The sequence below is a fragment of the Gluconobacter sp. ESL1110 genome (assembly GCF_058107395.1).
The window spans coordinates 32,690-59,577 of the sequence record NZ_JBYLUK010000009.1 but is presented as its reverse complement, the minus strand read 5'-3'; the positions used below and the strand labels follow the sequence as shown (position 1 = coordinate 59,577).

Genomic DNA, 26,888 nt, shown 5'->3' with positions numbered 1-26,888 from the left:
TGACAGGATGTTGCTGATACGAAATCTTGTGGGATCATACATGATCCGCGCCCCTAGTTTTGACGGAGTAACCTGTGGCCATGAAAAAGGCTCGATGGACGACATCGCTCATGGGAGCAACTGCACTTGCGACTGTGCTTCAATTGCCACAAAGCGCGCATGCTGCCTCTCTTAGTGATACGGCAACGTCCAAATTAAAAAAGACTGAAACGTCAAGCGTAACAATAAAAAATCATAATCCAGAATCAATATCTGCTGCAAAGCGAAATGCTTTAAAGCAGAGCGTCGAAGCTCCAAAATCTCGTAGTGAAAATGTTGTCGTAACGGGTACATTGTTTCGCGACCCCAATACGACAAGCTCATCCGAAATTACTCATATCACACGCAAAGACATGCAGCAGCGTGGTCTCAAAACGGTGAATGATCTCGTTCAACAACTTTCCTCAAACGGGGCAGGAAATTTAACGAGCCAGTGGGCTTCTGGAGGAGGGTTTGCTCCAGGCGGATCAGCTCCGTCGTTGCGTGGGCTCAGTACTGACTCTACTCTTGTGCTCATCGACGGACAGAGAGGTTCTTATTATCCGCTTGCGGACGATGGAGAACGTGATTTTGTCGACACGACCTGGATCCCAATGTCTATCCTTGAAGGTATGGATGTCCTGCAAGACGGAGGTTCTGCAACATACGGTGCAGATGCAGTTGCAGGCGTAATTAACTTCAGAACCCGAAACGAGATTAAGGGTTTTGAAGGCAATGCCGAGGGTGGTCTGACCCAGCGTGGAGACCAAGGTCATCAGCGCTTATATGCTACATTCGGGCATGGTGATCTTGCTAACGACGGCTACAATTTCTACATCAATTCCGAATACCAACAGGATGATTCTTTATATTATCGCCAACTTCAATCGCCATATAATAGTGGGGATCTGACATCATTGGGCGGTTCCAACGGAAACACAAATACTCTTCTTCCGGGGACAAATCAGTTTAATACAAACTTTACTGGTGCAACGACTACAGCTCTTGTTCGCCCTGCTGTCAATGGAAGTGGTGTTGGTGGATATAATCTTCTGAATTCTTCTGCTGGATGCGGTAGTAATCAGACAGGCATCTCAGGTTACGGCTTTTCCACAAATTATCCCAATTCTTTTACAAATGCATGCTCACAGAACGCAATGCGTTACAAGCAAGTCGCCCCTGATTTGCGTCGTATTAGCGCTACAGCACATTTGACGGCGAATGTCACAGATCAGTCGCAGTTGATTGCGATGTTTAACTGGTCTCAGGCGCGTACAATTACGACCGGGACGCCAGCATCCTATGGTTCGTATACACAGGATGAGTTGGCTGGTAATTCTCCCACCATTCTGCCGTGGGAGCTTTCGAATGGACAATTGAACCCGAACGATCCATACGCCGCACAACATCAAGATGCGCAAGTGGTTGGCTTGTTCAATCAAATTCCAGTAACTACCGATACCTCTAATAATTTCAGGGGATCAGTTCGTTATACTGGTTGGTCTCATTCGAATTGGGGATCCGACTGGAATTATAATGCTGATTTCGTCGGCATGAATACGCTTCTTAATCAGGTGCAAACAGGACAGCCATACATCAGTCATTTAACAGCAGCGATCGCGGATGGGTCGTATAATTTTGTTGACCCGTCAAAAAACTCGCGTTCTGAAATGAATTATGTTTTGCCTGCGAACACTATTAACGCCCGTTCACAGGAATATTCAGGGCAGGTTGGTCTCAGTAAAGGGCTTTTCAAGCTTCCGGGCGGTATGGCTAAGCTCGCGATTGGAGCAAACTGGCGTTATGAATCCGTGAACGACCCAAACGCCAATCCAATTGACACAAGCAACTACGCGAATCAGTGGGCGAGTTACAATCCGGTCTCGCAGATCGGTCATCGTTGGGTTGAATCTGGTTTTTACGAGGCAAATTTGCCTGTTGTAAAACAGTTTGTTGTTGATACGTCAGGTCGTTACGATCACTATTCAGAAGGCTTCAGCCATTTCTCTCCGAAAGTTGGCTTCCAGTTCAAACCAGTCAAACAGTTCACGTTACGTGGCACATTTAATCGTGGCTTTCGTGTGCCTAGTTTTGCGGAGACGGGCGGCCAGACAGAAGGTTTTACTCCGGTGACCTACGACACGTCCAATCCTGCTGTGCAAGCATGGATGGCGTCTCATGGAAATAGTGCTTATGTTCAATCAGGTAATTATCTTGGGCTAATGAGTGTAGGAAATCCGCATCTTCGACCCGAGATATCGACAAGCTACACCGTCGGTCCCGTCATAAAGCCTACGAATTGGATGACACTGTCTTTTGAATACTATTACATTAAGAAGAACCACTATATTACGACAGGGATTCTTAATCCTAATCAGTATTTCAATTCTTGGATTGAGAATGGAGGATCAAATTCCGGGGAGCCTTCTGGAATTACAGTTGTTCCAGGGCCAAAAGACCCTAACTATCCCAACGCATTAGCCGCGCCGGGTTATGTTGAGGGCGAATATATTAATGCCAAAAGTATGATGACTGATGGCTTTGATATGTCCATTGATGCGCACGCACGTCTTCCCGGCTTTCTGCACAACATTATGTGGTATAGTAAAGGGCAAGCAACGTTTGTTAGACGCTTTAATCAGGTTAATCCTGACGGTACTACGTATCGCTATGCTGGGACGCTTGGTCCCTATCAGAGCGTTTCTTCTTCTGGTACACCTCGTTGGAGAGCGAACTGGGCCAACACTTTTTCGTATAGAGGTTTAGCAGTTACCCCAACTGTTTATTATACGAGCGGTTATAAAACGGTCGCAGATGATAGCGGTATTGCATCGGCGGGCAGTAATGGACTGTATAGTCATAGCTGCGCATACTCCTTGGGTATGAATCAGGCTAATGGACCTAATTATCCTACACAGTGCCGGGTTAAGGGCTTCTGGGATGTTGATCTGACTGTTAATTATCAGATGAATAAACGTTGGTCTGTTTATGCGAACGTTTATAATCTACTTGGCTTCCGCGCTCCTTTGGATTATGCAACTTACGGTGGTTATTTGTATAACTCGTCATGGTCTCAGAAGGGTGTTATTATGCGTTCCTTTCAGTTTGGCGTGAACGTTTCTCTTTAAGGTGGAGGGCTCGAAGAGCCCTTGATTGATGCGCTTGGCCCGTATTTCTGGTTTTTGGCGTATTGATTGACGGTTCTTTGGGGTGCTTTTGATCTGCGTTTTGAGCAGATTAGGGGCTGTCCCCCGCTGGATAGCTATGCGTTCGCGTTCAATCTTTCGAGGAAGATGAAGCGGCGCATGTTGTAGACGATATTGGCTAGCCCGATCCTCATGGTGGTTTAGCTGATGCCGACAGTCCGGATGAAGAGCCCCGTCTGCGATTTCTGATCGGCAAAGACGTGCTCAACACGAGATCGGATCACAGACTTTTCTGCACTGGATGGAGGGATCGAAGAACCCTTGATTGATGTGCTTGGCCCGTAATTTCTGGCTTTTGGCGATTTGATAGACGGTTCTTTGAGTTGTTTTCGATCTGCGTTTTCAGCAGATCGAGGGCTGTTACCCGCTGATAGCTACGCGCTCGCACTCAATCTTTCCAGGAAGAGGAAGCGGCGCATGTTGTAGACGATATTGGCCAGGCCGATCCTCATGGTGGCTCGGGTGATACCGACAGTCCGGACAAACAGCCCCGTCTGTGACTTCTGATCGGCAAAGACATGCTCGACACGCAAGCGGATGACCGACTTTCCAGCATTTGATTTCTGGATATGCCGGGGCATAGGCTTGAGATGCGGCTTTTTGCGATGAACCTTGGAAACAAATCCCTGCTTTTCCATGAAGTCTTCGTTGGCTTTTGAGCAATAGGCCGTGTCAGCCCAGACACTTGAGGCCATATTGGTTTTATCCAGCAGCCCCTCTCTCAATCTCGCGCCAACACTGGCGGCGGCATGCGTTGTTTTCCATTTCCGAATGATACCAACGGCTATTTCCTCTGACTTATCTGTGAAGTGACGAGAAGAGACTGTTCTGATTCAGTCCTGGGACGGAGGATCGGGTATGGCTGGTGCGATTGCTTTACGGACGGATTATACGGCTGATGCGCTTCGGCGTCTGGCCTTGGGTACACGGGATGCGAATGTTGCACGGCGCCTTTTGTCGCTGGCTGCCGTGCGCGAAGGTGCCAGTCGAGGTGATGCGGCACGGATCGGGGGCATGGACCGGCAGACCCTGCGCGATTGGGTGCACAGGTTCAATGCTGCGGGGCCAGATGGTTTGCGGGACCAATGGCGCAATGGCTCTGTCTGCCGCCTGACGGCCGATCAACAGAGGGAACTCTCGGAATTGATCATCAGTGGCCCCGATCGGAACCGAGACGGCGTGGTCCGTTGGCGCCGCGTTGACCTAAAGCGGGTGATCGAAGAGCGCTTTGGCGTTTCGTATCACGAACGCCATGTGTCCACCCTGCTGAAGCGGCTGGGCTTCAGTCATATCAGCGCACGGCCCCGCCACCCGGGACAGGATCCGTCCGTCATGGAGGCATTTAAAAAAACTTCCCCCGTATCCTAAGCGCTCACACCGGCCATCTGCCGAAGGGAAGGCCGATCGAAATCTGGTTCCAGGACGAGGCCCGGATCGGTCAGAAGAACGGTGTCGTCCGGCAATGGGCCAGACGGGGCACGCGACCACGTCAGCCCGCCGACCAGCGTTACGCCAATGCCTGGCTATTCGGCGCCATCTGTCCTGCACGCGGCAAAGCGGCAGGCCTCGCGCTCCCGTTTATCGGCACTGACAGCATGCAATTGCATCTCGACGAAATTGCGTGCTGTGTCGCCCGCGGAGCCCATGCTGTCCTCCTTCTCGATCGGGCACCATGGCATACGACTGGAAAGATCAGACTGCCGAAAAATGTCAGTCTGATCTTCCTTCCATCACGCGCTCCCGAACTGAACCCAGTCGAAAACGTCTGGCAGTTCCTCCGCGCCAACTGGCTGTCCAATACCGTCTTCGAAGACATGGACCACATCATCAAGGCCGCATGCTCAGCTTGGAACAACCTCGTCGCACTCCCCAATACCATCCAATCCATCGGCCTCAGAAAATGGGCTCATATCGGTCAAACATGATAACCGTTGGTATAAGGCCTCTTGGGTTCCAGATTGCGGAGAGATTGTCTGGCTTGAGTTTGACCCACAGGCGGGAAGGGAGCAGGCGGGGCACCGTCCTGCTGTTGTGCTCAGTCCGTCCAGCTACAACGCCAAGGCAGGCATGATACTCTGTTGTCCGACGACTACGAAAATTAAAGCCTATCCGTTTGAAGTAGCCATTGCGGGCAAGGCGGCGAGTGTCGCTTTGTCTGACCAGGTGAGAAGTCTCGACTGGCGTGTTCGGAAGGCGAAGCTCAAAGGGAAGGTGACGCCGGAAGAACTGGAAGCCATCCGTCAGCGAGTTCGACTTCTGGTCGGCTGAAAAGCCCAAAGTTTTGCAAGGGTTTTTGAAGGCGAAAGAACGCGGGAGCCAGCAGTGCTCAATGGCTACCCATCGAGCAGCTGGCAAGGGGGAAATGCTTCCCCCGTCGACCCCCATATTTATATTTCAAATATTTGTTACGAGCTTATACCTATATCTCTTAGAAGTCTACGCTGGCTGTTCCAAGAACCGAGAACGGGCTCGCAATCATATAGCTGGTGCTTTGGCCAGAAATGTTAGAACCAAAGACCCCTGTTGTTGCTTTCGCATTGGTTGCAGCACCGCTGACAAAGCCAAGATAATGATTGTTGGCGATATTCATAATATTGAGTTTCAACATTGGATGTTTGAGGAAACCAATATCTTTGAAGCGATATCCAGCGTTAACATTCATGCGGACGTAACCTGGTATTTTGAGATCGTTTGTAAAGGTGGCGTACTGTGAGCCAGTATATTTCAAGCTAAAACCTGAGAAAAAATGTCCGTCATCATAGTCTAAGTTGAAACCAACCTGATATTTGGCTGTTTGCGGTGCGTATTTTCCTTTGGAGCGAACGTAATCACTCACACTCCCGCCACTAGCGGCTAAATTGTTATCAGTTCGAGCATCAACGTATTCAAAGGAAGCATAAGGACGAAAGTTATGAAATGGACGCGTCCCGATTTCTGCGTCCACGCCTGAGGCATGCATACCCCCACCGTTTATGCTGGTCGTGTAGTAACCACCGTTGGGTTGGGTAATAACCTGCGTATAAAGACGATTGGTAAAGTTATAATGAAAAAACGTGATGGAGCTCATGATGCTAGGGCCCTGATAGCGCCAGCCTGCTTCCTCTGAAATGGAGTACTCAGTCTTTTGGTTGGGGTTGGCTTTTGTAGAGTATCCGGAGTTTGAATAATACGCACCTGAATCGTACAGAGAGCTATTCATAGGAATGCGGAAATTTGTCGTGGCAGAGGCAAATAACTGGTTTTCGTCATTAAGTTTGTAGCGAATAGAGAATGCAGGCAAGGGCTGTTGCCAAGATCCATTGATGTATGGCCCCGTCGACGTGTCTGGGAGACCATTATACCCTTGGCGTTTGACAAATGTATATTTCAAACCAGCTTCAATGTTGAGTCTGTTGTTGAGCAGAGAGAGGCTATCAGCGATGAAAAGGGTGTGAATGCGCGTTTGCGTGAGTGTGTCTCGATACTCAGCAGTTTGCCCATTAGACAAAACAAGATTAGGACCACCTCCCAAGAGATCCAAAGCCTTTCCGGTTTGAGAGTTGATAAGACTATAAGGTCCGGTTTGACGTTGTTTGGAGTACTCGAACCAGTATCCAACTTCGAGTCGATTAATTCCCGTGTGTAATGTTAGTTTGGTAACAGATCCAGGGCGATATGTCTGTGTGTTAGATGGATTGTACAAGAGCATAGATTTTGTATTTGATGCATTATACTTTCCTAAAGAACCTGATAATTTTTCGGATCCATACTGATAATTTTGAAATTTTGTACTGTAAGCCCCGCCACCATTGCCATTCCCATACCAGAAATATGGAGTCTCAGTCAGGGTAATTTTGTCTGAAAGTTTGAAGGTAGATGGTGCAGAGGAATAAATATTAGTAAAAGGGTTTCGATGTAGCTGATAGTAATTTCCACTAGGATTGCTCGGATCCCATTTTGCGTCGTAAACGTTATTCTTTATCATGCTATTCACCATGGCATTATAACCTTTGCCAGTGTTCATAGCGTTTATGTCAGCTGCAGACGTTACTCGGGTGGAAGGAAATAGTACACCTGTGGAATGGTTGCCGACAATGGTGAGCGAGACAACGTTGCCATCACCCCATTTGTTCACCCATTTGGTTTCACCATGCATTTTGTTGGAGCTGCCTGGACCACGCCACATATCTTCTGCGGCTTCAGAAAACGACATGAAACCACGTAGATTTGTGTGGCCTACATAGCCTGTGTCTATACGACCAAAAATACGCCGCATGTTATAAGTGCCATAGGAACCAACAACTTTACCCCCGAAATGAGTCATTGGATCCCGTAGATACATGTCTACAGCCCCGCCAGTGGCAGAAATATGCGGACTATCGAGATCTGCTGATCCTTGTTCAACGTTAATCGTTCGAAGATTTTCAGCATCAACAATTTCCTGTGGATAGACCGCATAGCTACCGATATCGTTGATGGGGAACCCCTCAAGAGTGAAGCCAATCTGTTGAGATGTCAGGCCGCGCATGGTCATGTTGCCGCCTGTCATCCCCAAGGGGTCTTGATCTGATGTGTTCACACCAGGAAGAAGCGCAATGAGCTGCATCGGGTTAGACCCGTTGGCCTGTGTCTCAATAAACTCTTGCGTCACGGTTGAACGTGATTTGGGTGCATCCTCCTTAATCATTAAACCAGCAGCGATTTGACGGTGTCGGGCTCCATGGACAGACACTTGTTCTTCATGAAGGTCAGTAGGAGCTGTGGAGCCCATCATACTTGGGGCATTATTATCTTGGAAGCGGGTATTTGCTCGGGGATGATGTATTGATGATGTAACGTGTTTATCTGTTTCAGCGTGTGCAGGCTCAAAGTATATCACTGACATCGCCGAGGTACACAGTAGTGCGCATAAGAATGTTTTCATTTCTCGTCCTGATCACATTTTTATATCGACGTACGACACGTCATCTCGAAAAAATTGGTCGCTCACTAACCTATCCTCCCGACGGGAGGGTGTGAAAGTTTTAAGACAAATAGAACATAGTTGCCATTTCATAATGGTTTTTCTGGGTGATGTGGCGTACGACTGTGAGAAATGTTTGATAGTTTAATAGGTAGGATGTTGGTCCATGAGGCGCTTAATCTGACGGTTCTTTTCAGATCAGAAGTGAACCGGGAAATAAAAAAGCGGTGTTTTTCGGGGGTCAACGGGGGATGCAATCTCCCTTGCCAGATGCTTAATGGGTAGCCATTGAGCACTGCTGGCTCCCGCCTAACTCCAGCCTTTTTTGAAGATGTCGTCGGGATAAGAAATGGTTTCAACGGTCTGTTTGAGATTGGCCGTTGTAATGCCGCTGAGATAGGTCGAGGTCCCTTGGCTTTTATGCGTCGCTTCATGGCCCAAAAGCCTATCAATCCAGATTTCCCGAATGTCGGACGAAGTGTTCCGCAATTGCGTCGAGACGCTGTGTCGGAACGAATGGAACGTAATCTCAGCAGGGAGTCCAAGGCGCGTTTTCATGTTCGAGAAGGACCGTCCGAAGACTGTCCTTCGACACGTTGAGGCCGGGAATGAGGTACGGGCCGTCCACTGTGTCTTTCAGGGTGAGAAATCCTGCCTCAATGAGTTTGGAGTGAACAGGGACAATCCGCGTTCCGGCGTCTGTTTTGGGCGACCATCCGTCTTCTGTGTGAGGCTGGATGACAAAGCACGGAATGCCGTCAATCGTTTGAAGGTCTTCTGTTCTCAGATGACAGATTTCCCCCAGTCTCATGCCGGAATAAGCCCCTATCATCGTGACGAGCCGGAATCTGCTTTCTGGGACGGAGCTACTGGGCCAATCTCCTGTCATGAGGGTTTGCAATTCCGGAGTGCTCCAACCTCGCCGAATGGTCTTGGACCCAGCCTCAAAGCTCCATCCGGTCCAGGGGTTCTTTTTGACCAGTTCCCGTTGCAGTAACTGGTTCCACAGGGCTGAGAGCCGCATCATATGGTTCTTCACACTCTTGCCGCTCAGAGTGGGGCGTTCGTCCTTTTTGGCACGGTCTGCTTCCTCTGTGAGTGTGAGACTGCTTTTTCGCTTTCCCAGAGACGCAGGCAGGGAGAAGAGCAAGTCCCGAAAGGCTCCGGCCTTCTCGTCGCCGATGATAGAGACAGGTGCATCTCCATAGGCTTTCAGGAACAGTTCTACAGCCCGCTGCGTGGCTTTTTTGGTGTCGACGCTAGCGTGTGGGTTTTTCAGGACAAACCGCGTCAGAGCCTCAGACAGGAGCAAGGGCTGGGGTTTGCTCTGCATTTTTGGAATCTTCCGCATGTTCTGCGGTCTCGGTCGTGAGACAGGCAAAGGCATCGCTTCAATGCCTGCCGCTCTGTCGACCAGGCGATGTAGGTCATTCAGTGCGTCCCGCACGTGGAGGGTTCGAAAAACCCTCTGGTTCTGGTCCTATCTGTGTGATTCCATCTGTCCTGCGTTGATTGAGGATGATGGAAGATGAAGCAGCCGGGATTTTTTGACGTTGAAGAGCGGCTTGCCCCCAGGTCGGCCGCGACACCGAGAAATGGTTACAAGCCTGCGTGAGTTAAAATGTCTCTCGCAAAGAGGGCCAGAGACGATCAGGCTGTCTTTCCGGCAGCAGACGTTGTCCTTGCATGAGCATCCGTGGAACACGCCTCGAAAAGACCTTTGCGGGTCCTTTTGGGTGCTCACCCCCTATGTCCGATAAAGTAAATTAACGGACATAGGGGTGGGGAGGGGGCGCGTTTTGGAAAAATTTGCAAATTTAACCTAAGACCGATTTAACATGACTTCATGCCTGTCTTCGCTCTCTCTCCAAGCCTGTCTCGGCTCACACTGAAAGCCACCTTATAAGCCCTTTGATGTGAGGGCACTGATGCTCCATGATCCTGCGCCGACGATGCCGTGATGTTGTTGCCGACCCGTACGACGCTTCAGGTCTCTGACGTAGCGATCGACCTGACCGCGGCATCGATAACCATCGGTCGTCTCGATCAGCGGCTCCAGAATCATCCCCTGAAGGAGGCCTTTCTCTATCGTGCCCGTCTCGACGCTGTCCGGGCCCAGGCGCAGGTCGATGGACAGGCCATTGATCCCTGGCACCTGGCGGCTGTCCTGGAAGGCCTGCGCCTCCCAACGCAGGACCTTGAGGGTGCTGACCGGTTTGCTTTGGTGGAAGCGGCACAAACAGCGTTTCGGCTCTACCAGTGGCAGACCCATCCTTCAGCGACACAACGGCAGGATATTGCACGGGCTCTCTCTCATCTCCGGCCCTTCATCCGAACGTGTGGACCCTTCCTCGGTGCGGCGATCGCGTTCCATGACTGGCTGCATCAGGGAGAACAGAGGGCTCCCTTCCGGGCGGCCCTTGGCGTTTTGTGGCGCAAACGAGGCGTCATGCGCAGCGCCCTTCCCCTAACAGGTCCTGCTGCGCTTCGTGCTGGAGCGCCTCATGATCCTGTGCGATGGGTTCCGGTGTTCCTCAGAGCCGTTACGGCAGAAGCCCACTCCATGACCGAGATGCTGCGTGGCATGGAACGCCAGTGGGTCATAGCCCGCAGAGAAGCAGGCGCGCAGCGTCGGAACTCGCGAGCTCCTGCAGCCATTGATATTTTGGCCGCTCGCCCTTTGACGTCCGCGACGACGCTGGCAGACCTCCTCAAGATGTCTGTCAACGCCGCCCTTGACCTTCTTGAACGGTTTGAAAGCCTGGGACTGGTGGTTGAAGTGACGCATCGGTCCGCGCGGCGTTTGTTCGCCTTGCGGGGGTTCGAGCCCCTGCGCGAGGCTCTGATGCCGCCGCGCCGGCACGCGTCTTATCCCCTGAAAAACACGGATCCTGCGCTGCCTGACGAACTGCGCCCGTCAGATCTGTTATCAACGCTCTCCGGACAACAGGCAGCGATCTGGAAGCCCGACTTTACCGAGCTTGAGGCTGCGATGAAAGAAGCAGATCACATCCTCAGGAAAACGACTTCGCGTAGAAACAAGCCTCGAGTGTAACGCGATAATAAGGCCTGCTCTCAAGGGGAGTCCGTTTTCGAGTTGTCCGGGGGGCACGTCAGGTTGAACCGCCCATCGATCGCACCCGCTTGTGTCAGGCGTTCACGGAACAGCCAGACTGTTTTGGCATCAGGCACCCGATCTGAAAGTCCCATACCAAGGAAACGCATAAAGGAGAGGCGATCGTTGATGAGATACTCTGTCCGCTCATCAGAAAAATTGTTGAGCATCTGGATTACCAGGATCTTGAACATCAGCACCGGATCAAGTGGCGGTCTTCCGCCTTTGCTTTCGTCCGCATAAGCCAATGCTTTATCCAGGTTAGGGCGGAATACTTCAAAATCCACAGTCCGGGAAAACGCTTCGAGCTGATCACCAAGCCCACTCAACCGGGCAGCCGTTCTTCATCATCCCAAATCAACTAAGGCGAAATGGAATCACAGAGGAACCCTCAAAACCAGAGGGTTTTTCGAACCCTCCAATTATTTGGTCTGATTTCATTGAAACAATTGACTGGAAATAAGGCAACACAGAAATCGTCGTTTCACCAATTTTGAAATGCCGGTTCATTGTCTTTCCCTTTTCAGGGTTAATACGGTGTAAAACGTTCCGATATCGTTAACGTATTATGCGTATCAACGTTTACTGGTCTTCCTCTGTTTTATTTTCATAATGTATCGACACTTACCTCTCCTCATATAATCAAGACTAAGGGTGCGCCAAAAAGTCTCTTAAATTATCGAGAAAAGTTTTAACGCGTAGAGGGACGTTGCGTCGACTGGGCATCGTTGCAAATAGCCCGATTGTTTCCCCCTGATACTCTGGAAAAAGACGGACCAACCTACCGCGTTGCAGGTCGTCGCTGACGTCCCACAAGACTTTGAATACGATGCCTTTGCCCTTGAGGGCCCAGTCATGCACCACTTCGCCGCTCGTCGTCGAGAGATGAGGAGTTACCTCTACAATCTGAGCTTCACCCGAACGAGATAGTCTCCACTGGTCGAGCATCCCCAGTTCATGCCCCCGCATCAGGCAAATACAACGGTGCTCAGTTAACTGGGCAAGGGCGGTCGGCATGCCAAACCTCTCGAGATAGGCTGGAGAAGCGCAGATGACCCGTTCACTATTCATGATCTTCGTCGCGACAGTTCCTGCTTCATTTGGCATTCCAATCCGAATGGCTAGGTCAAGGCGACTATTAACGACATCCAGTCCTTCGTCTGACAGGAGGAGATGCACACGCAGCTTTGGAAAACGATCGGCAAATTTACTGACAAAATCAGCCAACCGACGGCGCCCCAGTTCAAGTGGCGCCCCGATCCGCAGGACACCACGAAGCTCCTTCTGATTGGCAGAAATCTCTGCTTCAGCCGCCTCGATATCAATCATGATCTCTGCAGCACGCTCATAAAACGTCTGTCCCTCGTCCGTCAGGTCGAAGCGTCTTGATGTCCTTGTGACCAGACGTACGCCAAGCCGCTCCTCCAGCCGAGCCAGTCTTCGACTGGAAGCTCCTGCCGAAACGTTGAGGTGACGCGCGACTGCAGTCAGATTCCCCGCTTCAACGAGAAGTACGAAAAATCTCAGATCACCAGCGTCATCGTGCATTGAGAGTACCATCTTTGCATTTTAAACACAGATACAATGTCTTTTATGTGACTACCAGCGCGATAAACACACATCCATTGTGAGTACATCAATGAACGGAGACAGACATGACGTCCGATCGCACTGTACCTTCACTCCCTCCCCTTCTGGATGCGGTTCACAACCGCGAAACTGCCTTCACAAACGAAGAGCGGCACAAGAATGGTACGCTCGGCCTCTTGCCAGACGCCGTCGAAACCCTTGATCGGCAGATGGAGCGCGTCCTGTGGCAGCTTGACAGCAAGAGCAGCGATCTCGAGCGCTTTCTCCATCTGAACGGATTGTCACAGCGTAACGAGACCCTGTTCTTCAAGGTTGTGATGTCTGATCCGAAGCGCTTTCTTCCCATTGTTTACGATCCGACAATCGCTGATGCCTGCCTTCAGTACAGCCGTCTCTTCGAGAGACCACAGGGTATGTATCTTTCGCTACGTCACAAAGGTCGTGTGAAAGAGGTACTCGCCAACTGGCCCGAAAAAGATGTGCGCTTCATTTGCGTCAGTTCCGGCGGCCGTATTCTGGGGCTCGGAGATATCGGAGCCAACGGTATGGGCATTCCGGTGGGCAAGCTGCAACTCTATACGGCCTGCGCCGCCATCCCACCTCAGGGCCTGATGCCAATGTTACTGGATATCGGTACAACCAATCAGGAATTGATTGACGATCCACTTTATCTCGGTTTGCGGCAGGCACCCCCATCGTCAGACGAACTCGACGCATTCGTTGATGAACTCGTCGCAGCCATTCAAGAGCTTTATCCTCATTGCTGCCTGCATTTTGAAGACTGGAAAGGAGACGATGCCATCCGCCTACTGGCGCGATACCGTGACAAAATCCTTTGCTATAATGACGATATTCAGGGGACTGCGGCCATTACGATCGCGGGCCTCGACACCGCCCTGTCGATCAAAGGCGAGGCGCTGAAAGAACAGCGTATCCTGTTCTACGGTGCAGGGTCTGCCGGGATCGGTATCGCAAATATGATCGTGAGTGCATTACAGGACGAAGGTCTTTCTGCAACTGACGCCCGCGCCCGCATTTCCATGATGGATATCAACGGTTTGATCGAACCTTCGCGGCAGGATCTTAATCCGTCTCAGAAAGTGTTCGCCCACTCCCATGCCGCGACGAAAGACCTTGCGGCGGCAGTCAGAGCCATTAAGCCCACTGTTCTGATCGGCGTTAGCACCAACGCGGGTGGCTTCACCGAGGAAGTCGTTCGTACCATGGCGAGCATCAACGACAGGCCCGTTATTTTCGCGCTCTCCAATCCCACCGACAAGGCGGAATGTACCGCCGAACAGGCTTATCGCTGGACAGACGGCCGTGCCCTCTTCGCTGCTGGCGTCCAGTTCGACGATGTTACTTTGAATGGCAAAACGCTCACCCCCGGACAGGCCAATAATTTTTATATCTTCCCCGCCGTGGCACTGGCTGTCTGGGCAACACAGGCACGACGCATCACCGACGAGGTCTTCCTTGAAGCTGCGAAGGCAACCGCTGAACAGGTCACAACGGAACAACGTACCCATGGCCTGCTTTTTCCGCCGCAAAAAGATGTCCTACGTGTGGAGATCAACACGGCCATCAAAGTCGCGCGTCAAATCTTCAAATCGGGCCTGGCTCAGGTTCCTGAACCCGAAGACATCGTGGACTGGATTGAAGCTAAGCTCTACCGTCCGGAATACTCTACGTTAGAGGAGAACTGATCCATGGCTCTTCCGCTTCATCTGCGAGACACCTCGATTGGCCTCAACGTTTCGGGAACGCGTGTCGAAACAGACTCAATGGGGCGGATCGACGTCCCAGCCGACCGCTACTGGGGTGCCCAGACGCAGCGCAGTCTTGAGCATTTTTCCATCGGCAACGACCGGATGCCAATGGAAGTCTATCATGCCTATGGGATCGTCAAGAAAGCTGCAGCGCAGGTCAACGCGGCAGGTGGTCGCCTGACTGCTCTCAAAGCAGGTGCAATTATTCAAGCTTGTGACGAGGTCATTGCTGGCGAACTGGATGCTCATTTCCCGCTCTTTGTCTGGCAGACTGGATCGGGGACACAGAGCAACATGAACATCAACGAAGTGGTGTCCAACCGGGCGATCCAGCTTTTAGGTGGAACACTCGGTAGCAAAAACCCTGTTCACCCAAACGACGACGTTAACATGGGCATGTCGAGCAACGACAGTTTCCCCACAGCGATGCATATTGCGACACTTACACTGCTTGATAAGCGCCTGCTTCCGGAGCTGGACGCTCTGGCCACCACCATCGAGGAAAAAGCAGGGTGCTGGATGGACGTTGTCAAGATCGGACGCACTCACCTCGAAGACGCCGTACCGCTGACGGTTGGGCAAGAGTGGTCCGGCTATGCTCATCAGATCCGAGAGACCATCGCAAACCTGAAGCTGGGACGTGCAGGGCTATTCGAACTCGCGATTGGCGGTACCGCAGTTGGAACCGGCCTAAATGCACCTAAAGGTTTCAGCGTCGATATGGCCAATGCCATAGCCCAACTAACAGGCGAGCCATATGTTACAGCGCCGAATAAATTTTCCGCCCAAGGTACTCTAGATGCCATGGTTCGCATGAGCGCAGCTTTGCGAGGCGTGGCCGTAGCACTCATGAAGATCGCCAACGACATGCGCTGGCTGGCTTCCGGGCCACGATGCGGGTTGGGTGAGTTGCGGCTACCAGAAAATGAGCCCGGATCGTCGATCATGCCGGGCAAGGTCAATCCTACTCAATGCGAGGCCCTCGTCATGATCGCGATCCAGGTCATTGGTGATGATACCGCGGTCGCTTTCGCCGGCAGTCAGGGCAATTTCGAACTCAACGCCATGCGACCGATCGTCATCAATAACGTCCTGCATGCAATCCGTATTTTGTCTGATGGTTGCCAGAAATTCCGTCAGTATTCTGTCGAAGGTACAGAACTTAATCTGAAACGTATTCGTGAAATGGTCTCACGGTCGATCATGCTGGTAACAGCACTAAGTCCTGATATCGGATACGATAAAGCCTCTGCCATTGCCCATGTGGCGATGGAGCAGGATATGACACTTAGGGACGCTGCTCTCAAAAGCGGCTATATTGATGAGCAGACATTCGATCGGCTCGCCGACCCTATGACAATGATCGGTCATGGGGTCGGGGGAGCCTGATGGCGATAGCACCCTAAAATTGCACAATTCCTCTTTTTCCTAGAGCCGAGTGCTTTTTAGTAAGTGAACCGCCCCGGGATTGGCGGAGACTGGTTTTCTTAAGTTAGTCTGCCATGGGGACGTGGTCCATAGCGGCATAAAACTGTTGCTCGGCCTCGGCCGGCGTGATGTTTCCGATGGGCTCGAGGATGCGTCGGTTATTGAACCAGGCCCAGTGGGCCCGAAGCTGTGATTTTGGCCATGTTGAAGAACGTGCCGGGAACGGCGAGGCTTTTGATTGACGCTTGATGCGTCCCAGGCAGATCGTGCTTCTCCAGCAAGGAGAGTAGCACGATGCAATCTGAGTCTTCGGCAGCCAACCTGGCGACGTCATGGAGCCTGAGTTTTGCAGATCTCGACTTTATCCACGGAAAAGCCGAAGCGACACGACTGGGTCTGGCTGTTCAGCTGAAATTTTTTGAAGCGTACGGCTATTTTTCGTTGGATCATACGGCAGTTTCCTCTGACGGTATTGCCTATCTCGCCGAGCAACTCGGCACTCACGCCGCGACCCTGAATGACTATGAATTTTCTGGCCGGACAGCGCGACGACATGCTGCGGAGATTTTGAAGTATCTTGGCTTTCGACGCCTTTCCCGGATTGATCGGGAGAAGATGTCCGCGTGGATTTCCAGGGACCTTTGCCCGACCGGCCAGCCAGTCCCTGTTATGCTCGGGCAGGTATTTCTATGGTGCCGGGATCGCCATATTTTTGGCCCGTCACGAAAAGAGCTTGAGCGTCTGGTCCGTTCGCTGCGGCAGAAATATCTGGATACCTGGCTGACCGGAATACGCAATCAGCTTCCTGAAAATACAGCAGCCATGCTGGAAGCCTCAATTTCAGATCCTGATGGGCCAACAGGCTTTAATGCCATGAAGGGTGACGCGGGATATGCTTCACTCGACACGGTTATCAGCATGGCAGCCAAGCTCGATTTCATTCAGAAACTTGATCTTCCAGGTGATATTTTGGGATCGACCGGCAAAACGTGGATCGAACAGATTGTTCGCCGCGTGGGAGCCGAAACGGCCTCGGAGATGCGTCGACACTCTCCCACAAGGCAGCTCGGGCTCTATACCGTCTACCTCCTGTCCCGTCAGGCACAGCTAACCGATGCGATGGTCGACCTGCTGATAGAAACCATTCACAAGATAGGCAGTCGTTCAAAACGCAAAGTCATTGGGGATATCGCCAAAGATATTGAACGGGTTTACGGCAAGGAACGCCTGCTGGTCGATATCGCAAGCGCATCACTTGATGATCCTTCAGGCCGTATCTGCGATGTTATTTTCCCGATTGCCGACAGCGTTAAACTGACCGCTATCATCAAGGAAAGCCAGGCGAAAGGGGCGCTTGACCGACGGATATACAAGGTGATGCGCGCGTCCTGGGCCAGTCATTACCGCCGCATGCTTCCCGGTCTGCTTTCAGTTCTGCAGTTCCAATCAAACAACACGACATGGCGCCCGGTCCTTGCCGCTCTTGAATGGATCGGCAGCAAAATGGACGAAGGATGTCGTTATGTGCCTGCATACGGTGTTCCGACCGATGCTGTTATTCCCGTTAAATGGCGCAGTGCTGTTGTTGATGGCGAGGGACGGGTGAACCGGATCAGCTATGAGCTTTGTGTTCTGACGGTTTTGAGGGAGCGTCTTCGATCCAAGGAAATCTGGGTTGTCGGAGCAGACCGTTATCGTAACCCGGATGACGATCTGCCGAAGGATTTTGAACATCGTCGCACAGCCTATTATGCCGATCTCAAATTGACACCGGATGCCGGGGAGTTTTCCGCTGGCATCCGCGCGGATCTTGAACGGGAATTATTGCTGCTGAACCAGACGATCCTTCGAAATGACAAGGTTCGGCTGCTGTGGCGAGGTGAAAACCGTATCTCGATTACGCCGTTCAAACCGGTGGCAGAGCCCAAAGGTCTCGAAGCGATTAAACGCGAGATCTCTGGCCGGTGGCCCATGACCAGTTTGCTGGATGTTCTGAAAGAGGCAGCGCTCGATACGGGTCTTCTGGATGCCTTTGAAACATCAGCGTCCCGGGTTTCTCTGCCAAAAGCGGTGCTGGATCGGCGTCTGCTGTTATGCCTCTATGCTTTGGGCACGAATGCAGGCCTCAAGCGTGTCGCCGGCGCTGTGCCTGATGTCAGCTACGAGGAACTGCTGCATGTCCATCGTCGCTTCATCAATGCGCCCGCGCTCAGGGAAGCGTGCGCCCAGGTTGCAAATGCGACACTCACTATCCGGAACGCCGCCGTCTGGGGCGATGCAGGCACGGCCTGCGCGTCAGATTCCACAAAATTCGGTGCATGGGATCGTAATCTTATGACCGAGTGGCATGCCCGGTACGGTGGCCGCGGTGTGATGATCTACTGGCACGTCGAAAAGCGCGCGACATGCGTTTATTCCCAGCTCAAGCGGTGTTCCTCCTCAGAGGTTGCATCGATGATTGAAGGCGTCCTGCGCCATTGCACCGACATGGATATTCAACGCCAGTATGTCGACAGCCATGGTCAAAGCGCCGTCGGCTTTGCCTTTTGCCGTCTCCTGGGGTTTGAACTCGCACCGCGACTGAAGGCGATCGCCCGTCAGAAACTGGCAATCCCGGATACGGCAATGCGCACGCGCCTCCCCAATCTGTTGCCGATCCTTTCGGGTCCGATCAACTGGGAGGAGATTGAGCAGCAATACGATGAGATGGTGAAATATGCAGCCGCGATGCAAACCGGGACCGCAGATCCGGAAGCCATTCTACGGCGCTTTGCACGAACTGAAGTCATGCACCCGACTTACAAGGCATTGAGTGAGCTTGGTCGTGCCATCAAGACAATCTTCCTCTGCCGGTATTTGCGTCAGGAGGAATTCAGGCGAGAGATTCATGAAGGGCTGAACGTCGTAGAAAACTGGAACAGCGCGAACGGGTTTGTGTTTTTCGGCAAAGGCGGTGAGCTGGCCACCAATCGTATTGAGGAGCAGCAGATTTCAGCGATGGCGCTGCATCTGCTGCAAGCGTCATTGGTCTACGTCAACACCCGTATGCTCCAGACCGTTCTGGTTGAGCCGCAATGGACCAGTCGGATGATGCCTGAAGATTACCGCGGGCTCACGCCGCTGATTTACAGTCACGTCAATCCCTATGGGCGTTTCGACCTGGATCTGGACACGCGGATCGATTTTAGCGCTCTGGCCGCATGAGAGGCAAAATTCTCATAACATTAGGGTGCACCTCAATGGGGCAGATAAAAGTGACATAAGCGACATGTAACAAATGGGTGGTTTTCTTCCAGATGTGACGATATGAGGAAATAACCACCCTAATGTGACGGATTGTCTTATGACCCGTGTCGGTTATGCCCGTGTCAGCACCACGGACCAGGATCTCGATATTCAGATTGCCCAGCTGAAGGCCGGAGGATGTGAAATCGTTCGTTCGGAAACAGGATCAGGGCGATCACGAAACGGGCGGACCGAGCTTGAGACCATCATGCAGTTCCTGCGTTCTGGAGACGAGCTTGTCGTCCTGCGTCTTGACCGGCTTGGTCGCTCCACACGGGATGTCCTGAACCTGGTCCATGAACTGGAAGAAAAGGGGGCTTCGCTGCGCGTGCTTGAGCCGGGCGTTACGACGGCCGGAGCCATGGGACGTATGGTCATCACAATTCTCGGCATGGTCGCTGACATGGAGTTAAAATTTATCAAGGATAGACAGCGTGCCGGGATTGAGGCGGCAAAAGCGGAAGGAACCTACAAAGGCCGGAAGAAAAACGTCGATGATGATGAAATCCGGCGGCGTATCGCCGCAGGCGAAAGCAAGGCTGGCGTTGCGCGCGAACTGAAAATCTCAAGGATGACTGTCTACCGTGCGCTTGAAACCATCGATTAAGCCGTCAGACACCCGACGCTCGCCCGATCAAGCGCCGTGTTTCCAGTCCGTTCTTCAACATGGCCAAAATCACAGCTTCGGGCCCACTGGGCCTTATAGGCCCGGGCGGAGAGCAGGGCGTCGATCACATCGGCCAGGCCGATGATGCGGGCGGCCAGGGGAATGGCTTGACCCTTCAACCGGAAGGGATAACCATCACCGTCATAGCGTTCGTGATGCAGAAGCACGGCCTCATGCACGAGGGTCGGAATATCGGCTGACAGTTGAAACAGCGCTCCAAGGCCGAGCGACGGATGCTGTCGCATCACCAGCATCTGCCGGTCGTTAAACATGCCCGGATGATTCAGGAGGCTGTCTGGCAGGAGCAGTTTGCCCGCATCGTGCAGGCGGCCTGCCAGTTCAAGGGCGCTGGACGAGAGGCCAGTTTTCGCCAGATGGCCGAGCAGGCCAGCGAGGCGCCCGACCCTCTGGCCATGTCCGTCATCCCCTTGGGCAATCTGCGCCAGGAGAGAAGCAAGAGGCGGCCCCTGCCGCCGATAGGACGCAGGCAGTTTCACCACTTCTTTCAGGAGTGTCTGCAGTTCAGGCATCTTTCCTCTACCGGTTGTGTAAGATCACTCTAGGCGCGGCTAATGTGAGTCCGGTCATCCCGGATGGATCAGCCCGCGGGCGAGGCCGCCAAGGGCCAGAGCCACGCAGGTGACGAGGAGCTTGATCCCGGCTGCGCGGCGCGGCCCACGTCCGGACAGGATCCCGGCCGTCCTTTCGGCGAGTTTCACAAGACCAAGGGTGGCGCAGGCCAGAAGCGTCCACTGCCAGAGCGACAGCGTGACGACCGGATGGCCCAGTCCGGACAGATGCCAGCCCCCCTGCCCTGCAAACTGGTCCAGACCGAGAAATCCATCCGCCGCGTTCGTTAGAAGAAACAGACTGACCCCAGCCAGACATCTGGCGCCGCAGACCCGACGCTGTACCGTCCCGACAGCGCGAGCCGGTCCCAGGGTAGAGATGTAACGAACACTGGTGACGCACGTTGGGGTCCAGTCCTTAAACAACGGTGCGGGCACGATCAGAACCCATCCGGCAAAAGTCTGGAGAGAGAAAGCAGGCAGAGCACCAGACCGAGGCTGGCAAAGACCACTCCGCGCCTCCGCTCAAGCCCGTAGTCGCGTCCATCCTCACCGATCTCGGGAACACCCGGTCCCATCATGGTTGCAAGGCAGCCACCGAACATAAAAACGGGTCCCATGACAGCGCCAAGCCTGGGAACCACAAAGGCAAACAGAAGCAGGCCCACACTTGGCCAACAGACCAGAATCTCTCCAGCGGCTTCGGCGATGCGGCGGCGCGGTGGGGCATCTTGCATCAGGTCACATTCCCAGGGCACGGCGGTAGATCTGCAAAAGGGTTTCCTGAGCCTCGACCTCTGCGGGCTCCTGCTTGCGCAGCCGGATAATCGTGCGGATGACCTTGACGTCGAACCCGGCCGACTTGGCTTCGGCAAAGATGTCCTTGATGTCACCACTCAGCGCCTTGCGCTCTTCTTCGAGGCGCTCGACCCGTTCGATGATGGACCGCAGCCGGTCGGCGGCGATGCCGCCTGCGACGGCACCCTGATCGTCCTGAGCGTCGTCAGGAAAAGAAACGCGTTGCAACATGGGTCAACCTTTCAGGGATCGGGGGAGAGGCAGATGGGTGAGAGGGGGCGGGGCAGATCGCGATGCCCGTCTGCCAGGGCTTCAAGCCAACGGGACTCTCTCACTGGAAGATGCCCGTGACTTGAGATCAGACGGCGAAGGGCTGTGCGATGCTCCCCCAGGCGCTCGGCCAGCACGCGCTCGGACCAGCCGATCGTGATCAGGGCACTGGTCATCGCGTAACCATTCAGCGGGGGTCGGTTGCCCACGGGAGGCACAGCCCGGGCCAGAGGATGGCTCAGTCGACGATGCAACATCCCAAGAGCTGCAAGCCACCTGAGGAAGTCCGGATCAGGAATGCTATGCCCCGATTGCCAGCGCAGGATCCGGTCCTTTGAAAAGCCGGATCGGCGGGACGCCTGACGCACGCCCCAGCCGATAACGGAGAGCTCGCCTGCGATGGACAGCGCCGCGCGCCTGTGCCCTGGACGAACGGACCGTGAATCCACATGTCCTGCCCTCGGTTGCCCACAGTGCTGTCCACTGGTTTGGGGGATAACCCGCAAACGCAACGCCTCAGCCATGCCGGGCGATATCAGTAAAGGTCCGGTCCTGTGCACCCTGGCGAATGTGTTTGGCCATATGCGGCGAGACAATCCGGTAACGGTTGGGGCGGCGCGGATCCAGTCGCTCCTCGATCAGCCCCGCCCGCTCCAGGGCCGAAAGGGAGTCCCGTACCTCACCGACGGAGAGGCCGAGCCATGTCGCGATTTCACTGGCGGTTTCATGTTCGGTCAGGGATGCAAAGACAAGATCCTCGATCGGCGAGGTCTTCACGGTTCGTGTCGCCGGCATCCACGGCACGCGGGCATAAACACTGTGACCCAGGGCGGCGATTTCTCCAGCCTGTGCAAGCGTCGTTAAAGCCATGGGCAGGGCCCCGGCCTGCTCGGGCGTCAGGTTCGCGCGGAGTTCAAGGACATTATACGGCCCCCGGTTGAGGCAGGTCCGGACGTGCTGGAGCACGGACTGATAGACCTCACGCTGCATTTCGGCCTTAAGCTTGCGGAAGATCCGCGCCTTGGGTTGATGACCGCCAAATTTCACTGTGATGCCCCGTCGTCTGTGACCGTCGGGACATTCTGCCGGAGACTGTTGTGAGTGCAGTCACGCGACGTCACCATTGGCCTGCCGCCTTCATGCAGTCATAGGCGTTCCGGAGATTGAACAGACCGACAGCCACCCAGACCGGAACGAAGACCAGAACATGCCAGCGCGGCATGAAGGCGTTCGTCTTCCACTGGCGCATGACGTCCATCACAAGGACAGAGAGGGCCAGGGAGAAAAGGATCGCCTGCGCAAGCATGGTCCAGACCATCTGGACATCCAGCGGAAAGAGGAGCCAGCCGAACCCGAGGAGCATGGTCGCCGAGAGAACCATGCAGCCAAGCATCCAGGGGGAAGACAGTGGGAGAGAAAGGGTTGGTTTGGGCAGATCTGGCTGCCCAAGAGAAAGAGAGTGCTCGGTCATACCGGGCAGTATGACGACAGCGTTTGTGAGTGCAGTTCAGGGGATCGACCGGGAGGGGTTGAAGCGACAGACCCGACTGGAGGTCCTCAGACCGTCAGCCCGAGATCTGAGGCCTTGTAACGCGGGGTCGGAAGAAGCCGCACCGCAGCATTTCCCTCAACATTCGAAAGATATAGCAGCCCCTCTGATGGACAGCCCAGGGGACGACCATTCGCATCCAGCACAAGATGAAGGCTCTCGATCGGGCTCACCGCGTAGGCACAATCCTCTTCCAGGAGAACGAAAGCGTAGTCTCTCCCCTGGTCGGTCAGCGTTTTTAGCGTGCCTGGAACCACACCGGCAGATCCAGTCATTAGACGCTCCGCCATGAACCGCGCGACTGCCTGGAGTTGTTCCTGGCTCAAGTCTTCATAGCGCGCAAAGACCGAGCCTCCCTGCTCTGTTGTCACGTCTCTTCTCCCTGCACGCCTCTTACTCCGTCGTGACCCTGGCCGATCATTTCCTGCCGGATGTGACCCTAACCCACCCGCTCCCGCGTGAATACACAAGGTACGTCGCAGAAGGAATCGCGTACGTATTTGCCCTTTTCTGGAGTGCTGTGATGTGGCTTTCCCCTCCCGCACCGTGCATCCCACTCATTTCGCGACAGTATGATCAGGGTGCGAGCGGCGATTGACCGCGCTGGCATCGAGAACGTCTCACGAGATATCGGTGAGGTACGGTGCCTCAAAACAGGAAGATAATCATATTCTGGGCTAAGCCTAGGAGACGTCTGTAACAGACCCGGCCTGACCTTTCCGGTTCCGAGAGGATAGAGACAGCTTATGACCCTTCCCAGAGCGATGATCGTTAAGATTATTGCCCTCTGTTTCGAGATAGCGTGGTGCTCTGTCGCCCGCGCTTCCGCGCAGGCCTGCACTCTCAAGACAGCCGAGTTCTGCCGGGACACCAATCAACTGGTTTGGAGTCCGGGCTTCGATGATGAAATCAAACGCTTTGTTGGACCTCATACGGGCGAATTTGGGACGCTTCAGCGACAGGTATTAGCCTCTTTGGGTGGTCCACCCGATCATCCGGTCGAAATGCTAGGCTACAAGGCCGGGGGCTGGCTTTTCTCGGCATGTAAAGCACACGAATGCCCGGTCAAGGGGGCTTTGCTCCTCGATTACAACCACTCGATCCGCGGGCTCGCGGTATTCGATTTTGGGACAAAAGGGGAGGGAAATCCCCGCCTTGATCTGATCCTGAGAGACCCTGAAGACACAAAAGCCCGTGACGTTCTCACCGCATGGGCAAACTGGACCATTGCCCAGGACCTCTTCACCTATTCGGGTGACTACGTCGCGCCCAAGCTGACAGGCATCAGGGTCCTGCCAGCACAGCGTCTCAAAGACTGAGAAGTGTATTTTAAGCGGCAGAAAGTAAGGCGTCCGCTTACGCCTACTTTTCTGCCATTTCCGCAACCGATCTGGTTTCTCGAATGCAGACATCAGCATCGGCCATCTTTCGCTTCATTTGTACTAACGAATGTGATACGTATGTACATACACGCAAGGAGGCTTTGTATGTCTGCTGTTACATTCCGGGTAGATGAAACGTTGAAGGCAGCCGCAGTTGAGAAGTTGTCGGCTCAAGGCATTTCACTTTCTGACGCACTGCGCGATACGCTCGCGTATATTGCTGAAACGGGTCGCTCTCCCGTCAAGCGGAGGCTTGTCACAGACGAGGATGCGGAGCTTATCGAGATTGTGCGCGAACGCCTCAAAAACCCTGCCCAAAAGCATCGTATGACTTTTGCAGAGCTTAAGAGCCGTCATCGCGAATGAAAGAGTACTGTCTTGAATTCGACGATAGAGCGCTCAGAGAGTGGGATGCTCTTGACGGCAGCGTGCGTAAGAAATTTGAAAAGAAGCTGGAAAAGCTGATCTGGAACCCTCACTCTCCAGGAAACGAACTGCATCGCGACCTATCAGGGTTTTATAAGATCAAGCTTCTGAAAGATGGTTACCGCCTTGTTTATCAGGTCATCGACGAACGGATCGTTATCTATGTAATTGCCGTTGGCCGGAGAGCCGATAATGAGATTTATGAACTGGCTTCGAAGCGGACGGAGTGAATTTACTTTCTTGGTAGAAAGTCAGTTTCCGCCCTCTCTCCAGACATGGAAGCGGTTGTCACAGTTACCTGAAAGCCGACACACCCCAAACAGTTACTTATCGGCCGCATAACCTTTCAGCCTATATCCAATCCTGTAAGAGACTTTATTCTGTCTTTCAGAACTGCCTTTGCAACGGCGGCGAGGACATCGAAGGAGGCGCTACCGGCTTTTTCTTTCGTTTTTTTCCAGATGCTATCGTCCCGAATGGTATCCAGGAACTCTTGCCCTTTCCACGACAGGGCTCGGAACGTGACTGCCGTCATCGCTCCGCTTCCAACACGCTCTAAAAAACCAGCTTCTTCAATTTTGGTGAGATGGAAGTAAATCTCATCAGATGTTCGACCTTCGACGGCGACCTCTTCAGAGTTTCCAGCGATAAGGAGAACATCGTGAGGCCCCTTCTCAATGCCTTCCAGCTTCAGAAGTAATTGGCGAACCAAATCCATATCGCGTCTCATTTCCGCCCCTCCGTTGACGCTCCATATTTGGTGAGCCTGACATTCCTTTGGCAGTGAGACAATAATTAAAAATATCTGATCCACGCTCCGAAGCGGATGGTCCGCAATCCCCCCCCCAAGTCAGCCGCGAGCCTCAGAATAGTTACAGACCTGCGTGAGTTGGAATGTCTCTCGCAAAAAGGGCCAGAGACGACCAGGCGGTCTTTCCGCCAGCAGACTTTGTCCTTGGATGAACGTCTGTGAAACGCGTCTCGAAAAGGCCTTTGGGGTCTTTTTTGTGGCCCACCCCTATGTCCGATAATAAGAAAAAATGGACATAGATTTTATGTCGGAAAACTGCGGATTTTTGGTATTCCTTGAGGTTTCTGAACGGCTGTTTGTCTAAATGCCCATCACGCCCTTCATGTCTCCGAACTATACGCCGTTGACGTATGAGCCAATGACGTATATATTTTTGTGATGTCAAAGCTACAGACCGTTGTCGAACTGCCTGAATTCATAAAGCGGGCAAAAGCCTTGATGTCAGATTCTGGCATTTCTTTAGGTGGCGGTCTGCGAAAGGTCCGCTTTTCCCGCGAGGGTGGTGGGAAGAGGGGAGGGTACAGAACTCTCTACGTTTTTGGCGGAAGACAGATGCCTCTGTTCCTGCTGACCGTTTTTGCCAAAAACGAGAAAGACAATCTGACGCGATCTGAACAGGCCGCCCTGGTAGACTTGAGCAAGACGCTTGTTGCGAAATACGGAGAACCATCATGAGCGCTTATGACAGCATTCTGCAGGGGCTGAATGAGGCTCTCGCCTATGCGGAAGCTCCGGTCGAGGACAGCGTGACCCACCAGGTCCGCGTTCCGTCGGTTGACGTAGCGGCCATCAGAACCCGGACCGGACTCTCTCAGGCACAGTTTGCCAGAAGTATCGGGGTCGCCAAGGGGACCCTTCTGAACTGGGAGCATGGCCGTCGTCAGCCAACCGGACCAGCCCAGGTTTTGCTGGCGATGTTGGAGAAGCGGCCGTCGTTGGTGAGTGATCTGCTTTCCGCGGCTCGCTGAGAAAACATAAGTCCCGATACGCTTATTAAAATGGCCGCTATGGGGGGAAAGCGGAAGGTCGGCTATCGGATTAAAACGCTGATTAGCTGACACGC

General features: G+C 53.3%; 26 protein-coding genes and 3 pseudogenes. 13 read left to right on the top strand and 16 right to left on the bottom strand.

The genetic code is table 11. The features are described from left to right. The first annotated feature begins 80 nt into the window (after window positions 1-80). Window positions 81-3,146, top strand: a complete 3,066-nt coding sequence (locus AC3B6F_RS12165) for a TonB-dependent receptor plug domain-containing protein (protein ID WP_489824559.1) — start codon at window positions 81-83, stop codon at window positions 3,144-3,146. 134 nt (window positions 3,147-3,280) lie between these two features. Here AC3B6F_RS12165 and AC3B6F_RS12160 read toward each other — a convergent pair. Then, window positions 3,281-3,475, bottom strand: a pseudogene (locus AC3B6F_RS12160) (IS5/IS1182 family transposase); the annotation flags it as partial. Between the two features lie 123 nt (window positions 3,476-3,598). Further along, window positions 3,599-3,997: pseudogene (locus AC3B6F_RS12155) on the bottom strand (transposase); the annotation flags it as partial. 85 nt (window positions 3,998-4,082) lie between these two features. On the opposite strand from AC3B6F_RS12155, the gene AC3B6F_RS12150 reads away from it, so the two are divergent. Both AC3B6F_RS12150 and mazF read left to right on the top strand, forming a co-directional pair. Next, a protein-coding gene (locus tag AC3B6F_RS12150) for an IS630 family transposase (protein ID WP_489824558.1) occupies window positions 4,083-5,149 on the top strand; the annotation gives its coding sequence in 2 pieces (ribosomal slippage) (window positions 4,083-4,569 and window positions 4,569-5,149; 1,068 coding nt in all). After that, window positions 5,097-5,492 (top strand): endoribonuclease MazF, encoded by a 396-nt coding sequence (gene mazF / locus AC3B6F_RS12145; protein ID WP_489824581.1) that lies wholly within the window; start codon window positions 5,097-5,099, stop codon window positions 5,490-5,492. The genes AC3B6F_RS12150 and mazF overlap by 53 nt, the downstream gene beginning before the upstream one ends. Window positions 5,493-5,652: 160 nt before the next feature. On the opposite strand, the gene AC3B6F_RS12140 is transcribed toward mazF, so the two are convergent. The 3 genes from AC3B6F_RS12140 to AC3B6F_RS12130 form a co-directional block, all read right to left on the bottom strand. Next, window positions 5,653-7,977 (bottom strand): TonB-dependent receptor, encoded by a 2,325-nt coding sequence (locus tag AC3B6F_RS12140; protein ID WP_489824580.1) that lies wholly within the window; start codon window positions 7,975-7,977, stop codon window positions 5,653-5,655. Between the two features lie 498 nt (window positions 7,978-8,475). Continuing rightward, window positions 8,476-8,724 (bottom strand): hypothetical protein, encoded by a 249-nt coding sequence (locus AC3B6F_RS12135; RefSeq protein ID WP_489824557.1) that lies wholly within the window; start codon window positions 8,722-8,724, stop codon window positions 8,476-8,478. Further along, window positions 8,696-9,499 (bottom strand): hypothetical protein, encoded by an 804-nt coding sequence (locus AC3B6F_RS12130; RefSeq protein ID WP_489824555.1) that lies wholly within the window; start codon window positions 9,497-9,499, stop codon window positions 8,696-8,698. The genes AC3B6F_RS12135 and AC3B6F_RS12130 overlap by 29 nt, the downstream gene beginning before the upstream one ends. 624 nt (window positions 9,500-10,123) lie before the next feature. On the opposite strand from AC3B6F_RS12130, the gene AC3B6F_RS12125 reads away from it, so the two are divergent. Continuing rightward, window positions 10,124-11,221 carry a hypothetical protein gene (locus tag AC3B6F_RS12125; RefSeq protein ID WP_489824554.1) on the top strand — a complete coding sequence of 366 codons (1,098 nt, stop codon included), beginning with the start codon at window positions 10,124-10,126 and terminating at the stop codon, window positions 11,219-11,221. 86 nt (window positions 11,222-11,307) lie between these two features. Here the strand turns inward: AC3B6F_RS12125 and AC3B6F_RS12120 are convergent. After that, window positions 11,308-11,610 (bottom strand): annotated as a pseudogene (locus tag AC3B6F_RS12120) (transposase); the annotation flags it as partial. Between the two features lie 319 nt (window positions 11,611-11,929). Continuing rightward, window positions 11,930-12,829 carry a LysR family transcriptional regulator gene (locus tag AC3B6F_RS12115; RefSeq protein ID WP_211555710.1) on the bottom strand — a complete coding sequence of 300 codons (900 nt, stop codon included), beginning with the start codon at window positions 12,827-12,829 and terminating at the stop codon, window positions 11,930-11,932. 107 nt (window positions 12,830-12,936) lie between these two features. Between AC3B6F_RS12115 and AC3B6F_RS12110 the strand changes: the two genes are divergently transcribed. The 4 genes from AC3B6F_RS12110 (at window position 12,937) to AC3B6F_RS12095 (ending at window position 19,960) form a co-directional block, all read left to right on the top strand. Then, entirely contained in the window at window positions 12,937-14,577 is a 1,641-nt protein-coding gene (locus AC3B6F_RS12110; RefSeq protein ID WP_211503511.1) for an NAD-dependent malic enzyme, read from the top strand. A gap of 3 nt (window positions 14,578-14,580) precedes the next feature. Further along, window positions 14,581-16,029 (top strand): class II fumarate hydratase, encoded by a 1,449-nt coding sequence (gene fumC / locus AC3B6F_RS12105; protein ID WP_211503512.1) that lies wholly within the window; start codon window positions 14,581-14,583, stop codon window positions 16,027-16,029. Window positions 16,030-16,362: 333 nt separating this feature from the next. Further along, entirely contained in the window at window positions 16,363-19,272 is a 2,910-nt protein-coding gene (locus tag AC3B6F_RS12100) for a Tn3 family transposase (RefSeq protein ID WP_237390140.1), read from the top strand. Window positions 19,273-19,411: 139 nt separating this feature from the next. Beyond that, window positions 19,412-19,960, top strand: a complete 549-nt coding sequence (locus AC3B6F_RS12095; protein ID WP_237390139.1) for a recombinase family protein — start codon at window positions 19,412-19,414, stop codon at window positions 19,958-19,960. Here the strand turns inward: AC3B6F_RS12095 and AC3B6F_RS12090 are convergent. From AC3B6F_RS12090 to AC3B6F_RS12055, 8 genes are all read right to left on the bottom strand, one after another. Beyond that, the gene (locus tag AC3B6F_RS12090; RefSeq protein WP_489824553.1) at window positions 19,957-20,550 is read right to left on the bottom strand and encodes an HD-GYP domain-containing protein; all 594 of its coding nucleotides are present in this window, start codon (window positions 20,548-20,550) and stop codon (window positions 19,957-19,959) included. The two genes, AC3B6F_RS12095 and AC3B6F_RS12090, sit on opposite strands and share 4 nt — an antisense overlap. 54 nt (window positions 20,551-20,604) lie before the next feature. Continuing rightward, window positions 20,605-21,027, bottom strand: a complete 423-nt coding sequence (locus AC3B6F_RS12085; RefSeq protein WP_489824552.1) for a hypothetical protein — start codon at window positions 21,025-21,027, stop codon at window positions 20,605-20,607. A gap of 2 nt (window positions 21,028-21,029) precedes the next feature. After that, on the bottom strand, window positions 21,030-21,326 hold the full coding sequence (locus AC3B6F_RS12080; RefSeq protein WP_346006254.1) for a hypothetical protein: 297 nt from the start codon (window positions 21,324-21,326) through the stop codon (window positions 21,030-21,032). 4 nt (window positions 21,327-21,330) lie between these two features. Further along, window positions 21,331-21,618 (bottom strand): DUF2312 domain-containing protein, encoded by a 288-nt coding sequence (locus AC3B6F_RS12075; RefSeq protein WP_489824551.1) that lies wholly within the window; start codon window positions 21,616-21,618, stop codon window positions 21,331-21,333. An 11-nt stretch (window positions 21,619-21,629) separates the two neighbouring features. Then, entirely contained in the window at window positions 21,630-22,181 is a 552-nt protein-coding gene (locus AC3B6F_RS12070) for a transcriptional regulator (protein ID WP_489824550.1), read from the bottom strand. Beyond that, window positions 22,174-22,704: a hypothetical protein gene (locus AC3B6F_RS12065; RefSeq protein ID WP_489824549.1), complete on the bottom strand. Its 531-nt coding sequence runs from the start codon at window positions 22,702-22,704 to the stop codon at window positions 22,174-22,176. The genes AC3B6F_RS12070 and AC3B6F_RS12065 overlap by 8 nt, the downstream gene beginning before the upstream one ends. 70 nt (window positions 22,705-22,774) lie before the next feature. Continuing rightward, on the bottom strand, window positions 22,775-23,128 hold the full coding sequence (locus AC3B6F_RS12060) for a hypothetical protein (protein WP_489824548.1): 354 nt from the start codon (window positions 23,126-23,128) through the stop codon (window positions 22,775-22,777). Between the two features lie 86 nt (window positions 23,129-23,214). Then, window positions 23,215-23,577, bottom strand: coding sequence for a hypothetical protein (locus tag AC3B6F_RS12055; protein ID WP_489824547.1), 363 nt, complete (start codon window positions 23,575-23,577; stop codon window positions 23,215-23,217). A 375-nt stretch (window positions 23,578-23,952) separates the two neighbouring features. On the opposite strand from AC3B6F_RS12055, the gene AC3B6F_RS12050 reads away from it, so the two are divergent. The 3 genes from AC3B6F_RS12050 (at window position 23,953) to AC3B6F_RS12040 (ending at window position 25,244) form a co-directional block, all read left to right on the top strand. Further along, on the top strand, window positions 23,953-24,525 hold the full coding sequence (locus AC3B6F_RS12050) for a hypothetical protein (RefSeq protein WP_489824546.1): 573 nt from the start codon (window positions 23,953-23,955) through the stop codon (window positions 24,523-24,525). 168 nt (window positions 24,526-24,693) lie between these two features. Continuing rightward, entirely contained in the window at window positions 24,694-24,954 is a 261-nt protein-coding gene (locus AC3B6F_RS12045; RefSeq protein WP_173585269.1) for a type II toxin-antitoxin system RelB/DinJ family antitoxin, read from the top strand. Further along, window positions 24,951-25,244 (top strand): type II toxin-antitoxin system RelE family toxin, encoded by a 294-nt coding sequence (locus tag AC3B6F_RS12040; protein WP_003618711.1) that lies wholly within the window; start codon window positions 24,951-24,953, stop codon window positions 25,242-25,244. The genes AC3B6F_RS12045 and AC3B6F_RS12040 overlap by 4 nt, the downstream gene beginning before the upstream one ends. Window positions 25,245-25,360: 116 nt before the next feature. Here AC3B6F_RS12040 and AC3B6F_RS12035 read toward each other — a convergent pair whose 3' ends face one another. Further along, window positions 25,361-25,828 (bottom strand): DUF2513 domain-containing protein, encoded by a 468-nt coding sequence (locus AC3B6F_RS12035; protein WP_489824545.1) that lies wholly within the window; start codon window positions 25,826-25,828, stop codon window positions 25,361-25,363. Window positions 25,829-26,203: 375 nt separating this feature from the next. Between AC3B6F_RS12035 and AC3B6F_RS12030 the strand changes: the two genes are divergently transcribed. After that, the gene (locus AC3B6F_RS12030; RefSeq protein WP_489824544.1) at window positions 26,204-26,500 is read left to right on the top strand and encodes a type II toxin-antitoxin system RelE/ParE family toxin; all 297 of its coding nucleotides are present in this window, start codon (window positions 26,204-26,206) and stop codon (window positions 26,498-26,500) included. Then, a complete protein-coding gene (locus AC3B6F_RS12025; RefSeq protein ID WP_099287326.1) occupies window positions 26,497-26,793 on the top strand; it encodes a helix-turn-helix domain-containing protein in 297 nt (98 codons plus the stop codon). The genes AC3B6F_RS12030 and AC3B6F_RS12025 overlap by 4 nt, the downstream gene beginning before the upstream one ends. Window positions 26,794-26,888 lie beyond the last annotated feature (95 nt).

Excerpts from the sequence above, each read along its gene's own strand:
- AC3B6F_RS12060 (WP_489824548.1), bottom strand. The coding sequence starts at position 23,128 with ATGACCGAGCACTCTCTTTCTCTTGGGCAGCCAGATCTGCCCAAACCA.
- AC3B6F_RS12090 (WP_489824553.1), bottom strand. The coding sequence starts at position 20,550 with ATGCCTGAACTGCAGACACTCCTGAAAGAAGTGGTGAAACTGCCTGCG.
- AC3B6F_RS12030 (WP_489824544.1), top strand. The coding sequence starts at position 26,204 with ATGTCAAAGCTACAGACCGTTGTCGAACTGCCTGAATTCATAAAGCGG.
- AC3B6F_RS12165 (WP_489824559.1), top strand. The coding sequence starts at position 81 with ATGAAAAAGGCTCGATGGACGACATCGCTCATGGGAGCAACTGCACTT.
- AC3B6F_RS12110 (WP_211503511.1), top strand. The coding sequence starts at position 12,937 with ATGACGTCCGATCGCACTGTACCTTCACTCCCTCCCCTTCTGGATGCG.
- AC3B6F_RS12070 (WP_489824550.1), bottom strand. The coding sequence starts at position 22,181 with ATGGCTGAGGCGTTGCGTTTGCGGGTTATCCCCCAAACCAGTGGACAG.
- AC3B6F_RS12050 (WP_489824546.1), top strand. The coding sequence starts at position 23,953 with ATGACCCTTCCCAGAGCGATGATCGTTAAGATTATTGCCCTCTGTTTC.
- AC3B6F_RS12080 (WP_346006254.1), bottom strand. The coding sequence starts at position 21,326 with ATGCAAGATGCCCCACCGCGCCGCCGCATCGCCGAAGCCGCTGGAGAG.
- AC3B6F_RS12140 (WP_489824580.1), bottom strand. The coding sequence starts at position 7,977 with ATGATGGGCTCCACAGCTCCTACTGACCTTCATGAAGAACAAGTGTCT.
- AC3B6F_RS12040 (WP_003618711.1), top strand. The coding sequence starts at position 24,951 with ATGAAAGAGTACTGTCTTGAATTCGACGATAGAGCGCTCAGAGAGTGG.
- AC3B6F_RS12075 (WP_489824551.1), bottom strand. The coding sequence starts at position 21,618 with ATGTTGCAACGCGTTTCTTTTCCTGACGACGCTCAGGACGATCAGGGT.
- fumC (WP_211503512.1), top strand. The coding sequence starts at position 14,581 with ATGGCTCTTCCGCTTCATCTGCGAGACACCTCGATTGGCCTCAACGTT.
- AC3B6F_RS12045 (WP_173585269.1), top strand. The coding sequence starts at position 24,694 with ATGTCTGCTGTTACATTCCGGGTAGATGAAACGTTGAAGGCAGCCGCA.
- AC3B6F_RS12025 (WP_099287326.1), top strand. The coding sequence starts at position 26,497 with ATGAGCGCTTATGACAGCATTCTGCAGGGGCTGAATGAGGCTCTCGCC.
- AC3B6F_RS12130 (WP_489824555.1), bottom strand. The coding sequence starts at position 9,499 with ATGCAGAGCAAACCCCAGCCCTTGCTCCTGTCTGAGGCTCTGACGCGG.
- AC3B6F_RS12135 (WP_489824557.1), bottom strand. The coding sequence starts at position 8,724 with ATGAAAACGCGCCTTGGACTCCCTGCTGAGATTACGTTCCATTCGTTC.
- AC3B6F_RS12095 (WP_237390139.1), top strand. The coding sequence starts at position 19,412 with ATGACCCGTGTCGGTTATGCCCGTGTCAGCACCACGGACCAGGATCTC.
- AC3B6F_RS12100 (WP_237390140.1), top strand. The coding sequence starts at position 16,363 with ATGCAATCTGAGTCTTCGGCAGCCAACCTGGCGACGTCATGGAGCCTG.
- AC3B6F_RS12115 (WP_211555710.1), bottom strand. The coding sequence starts at position 12,829 with ATGCACGATGACGCTGGTGATCTGAGATTTTTCGTACTTCTCGTTGAA.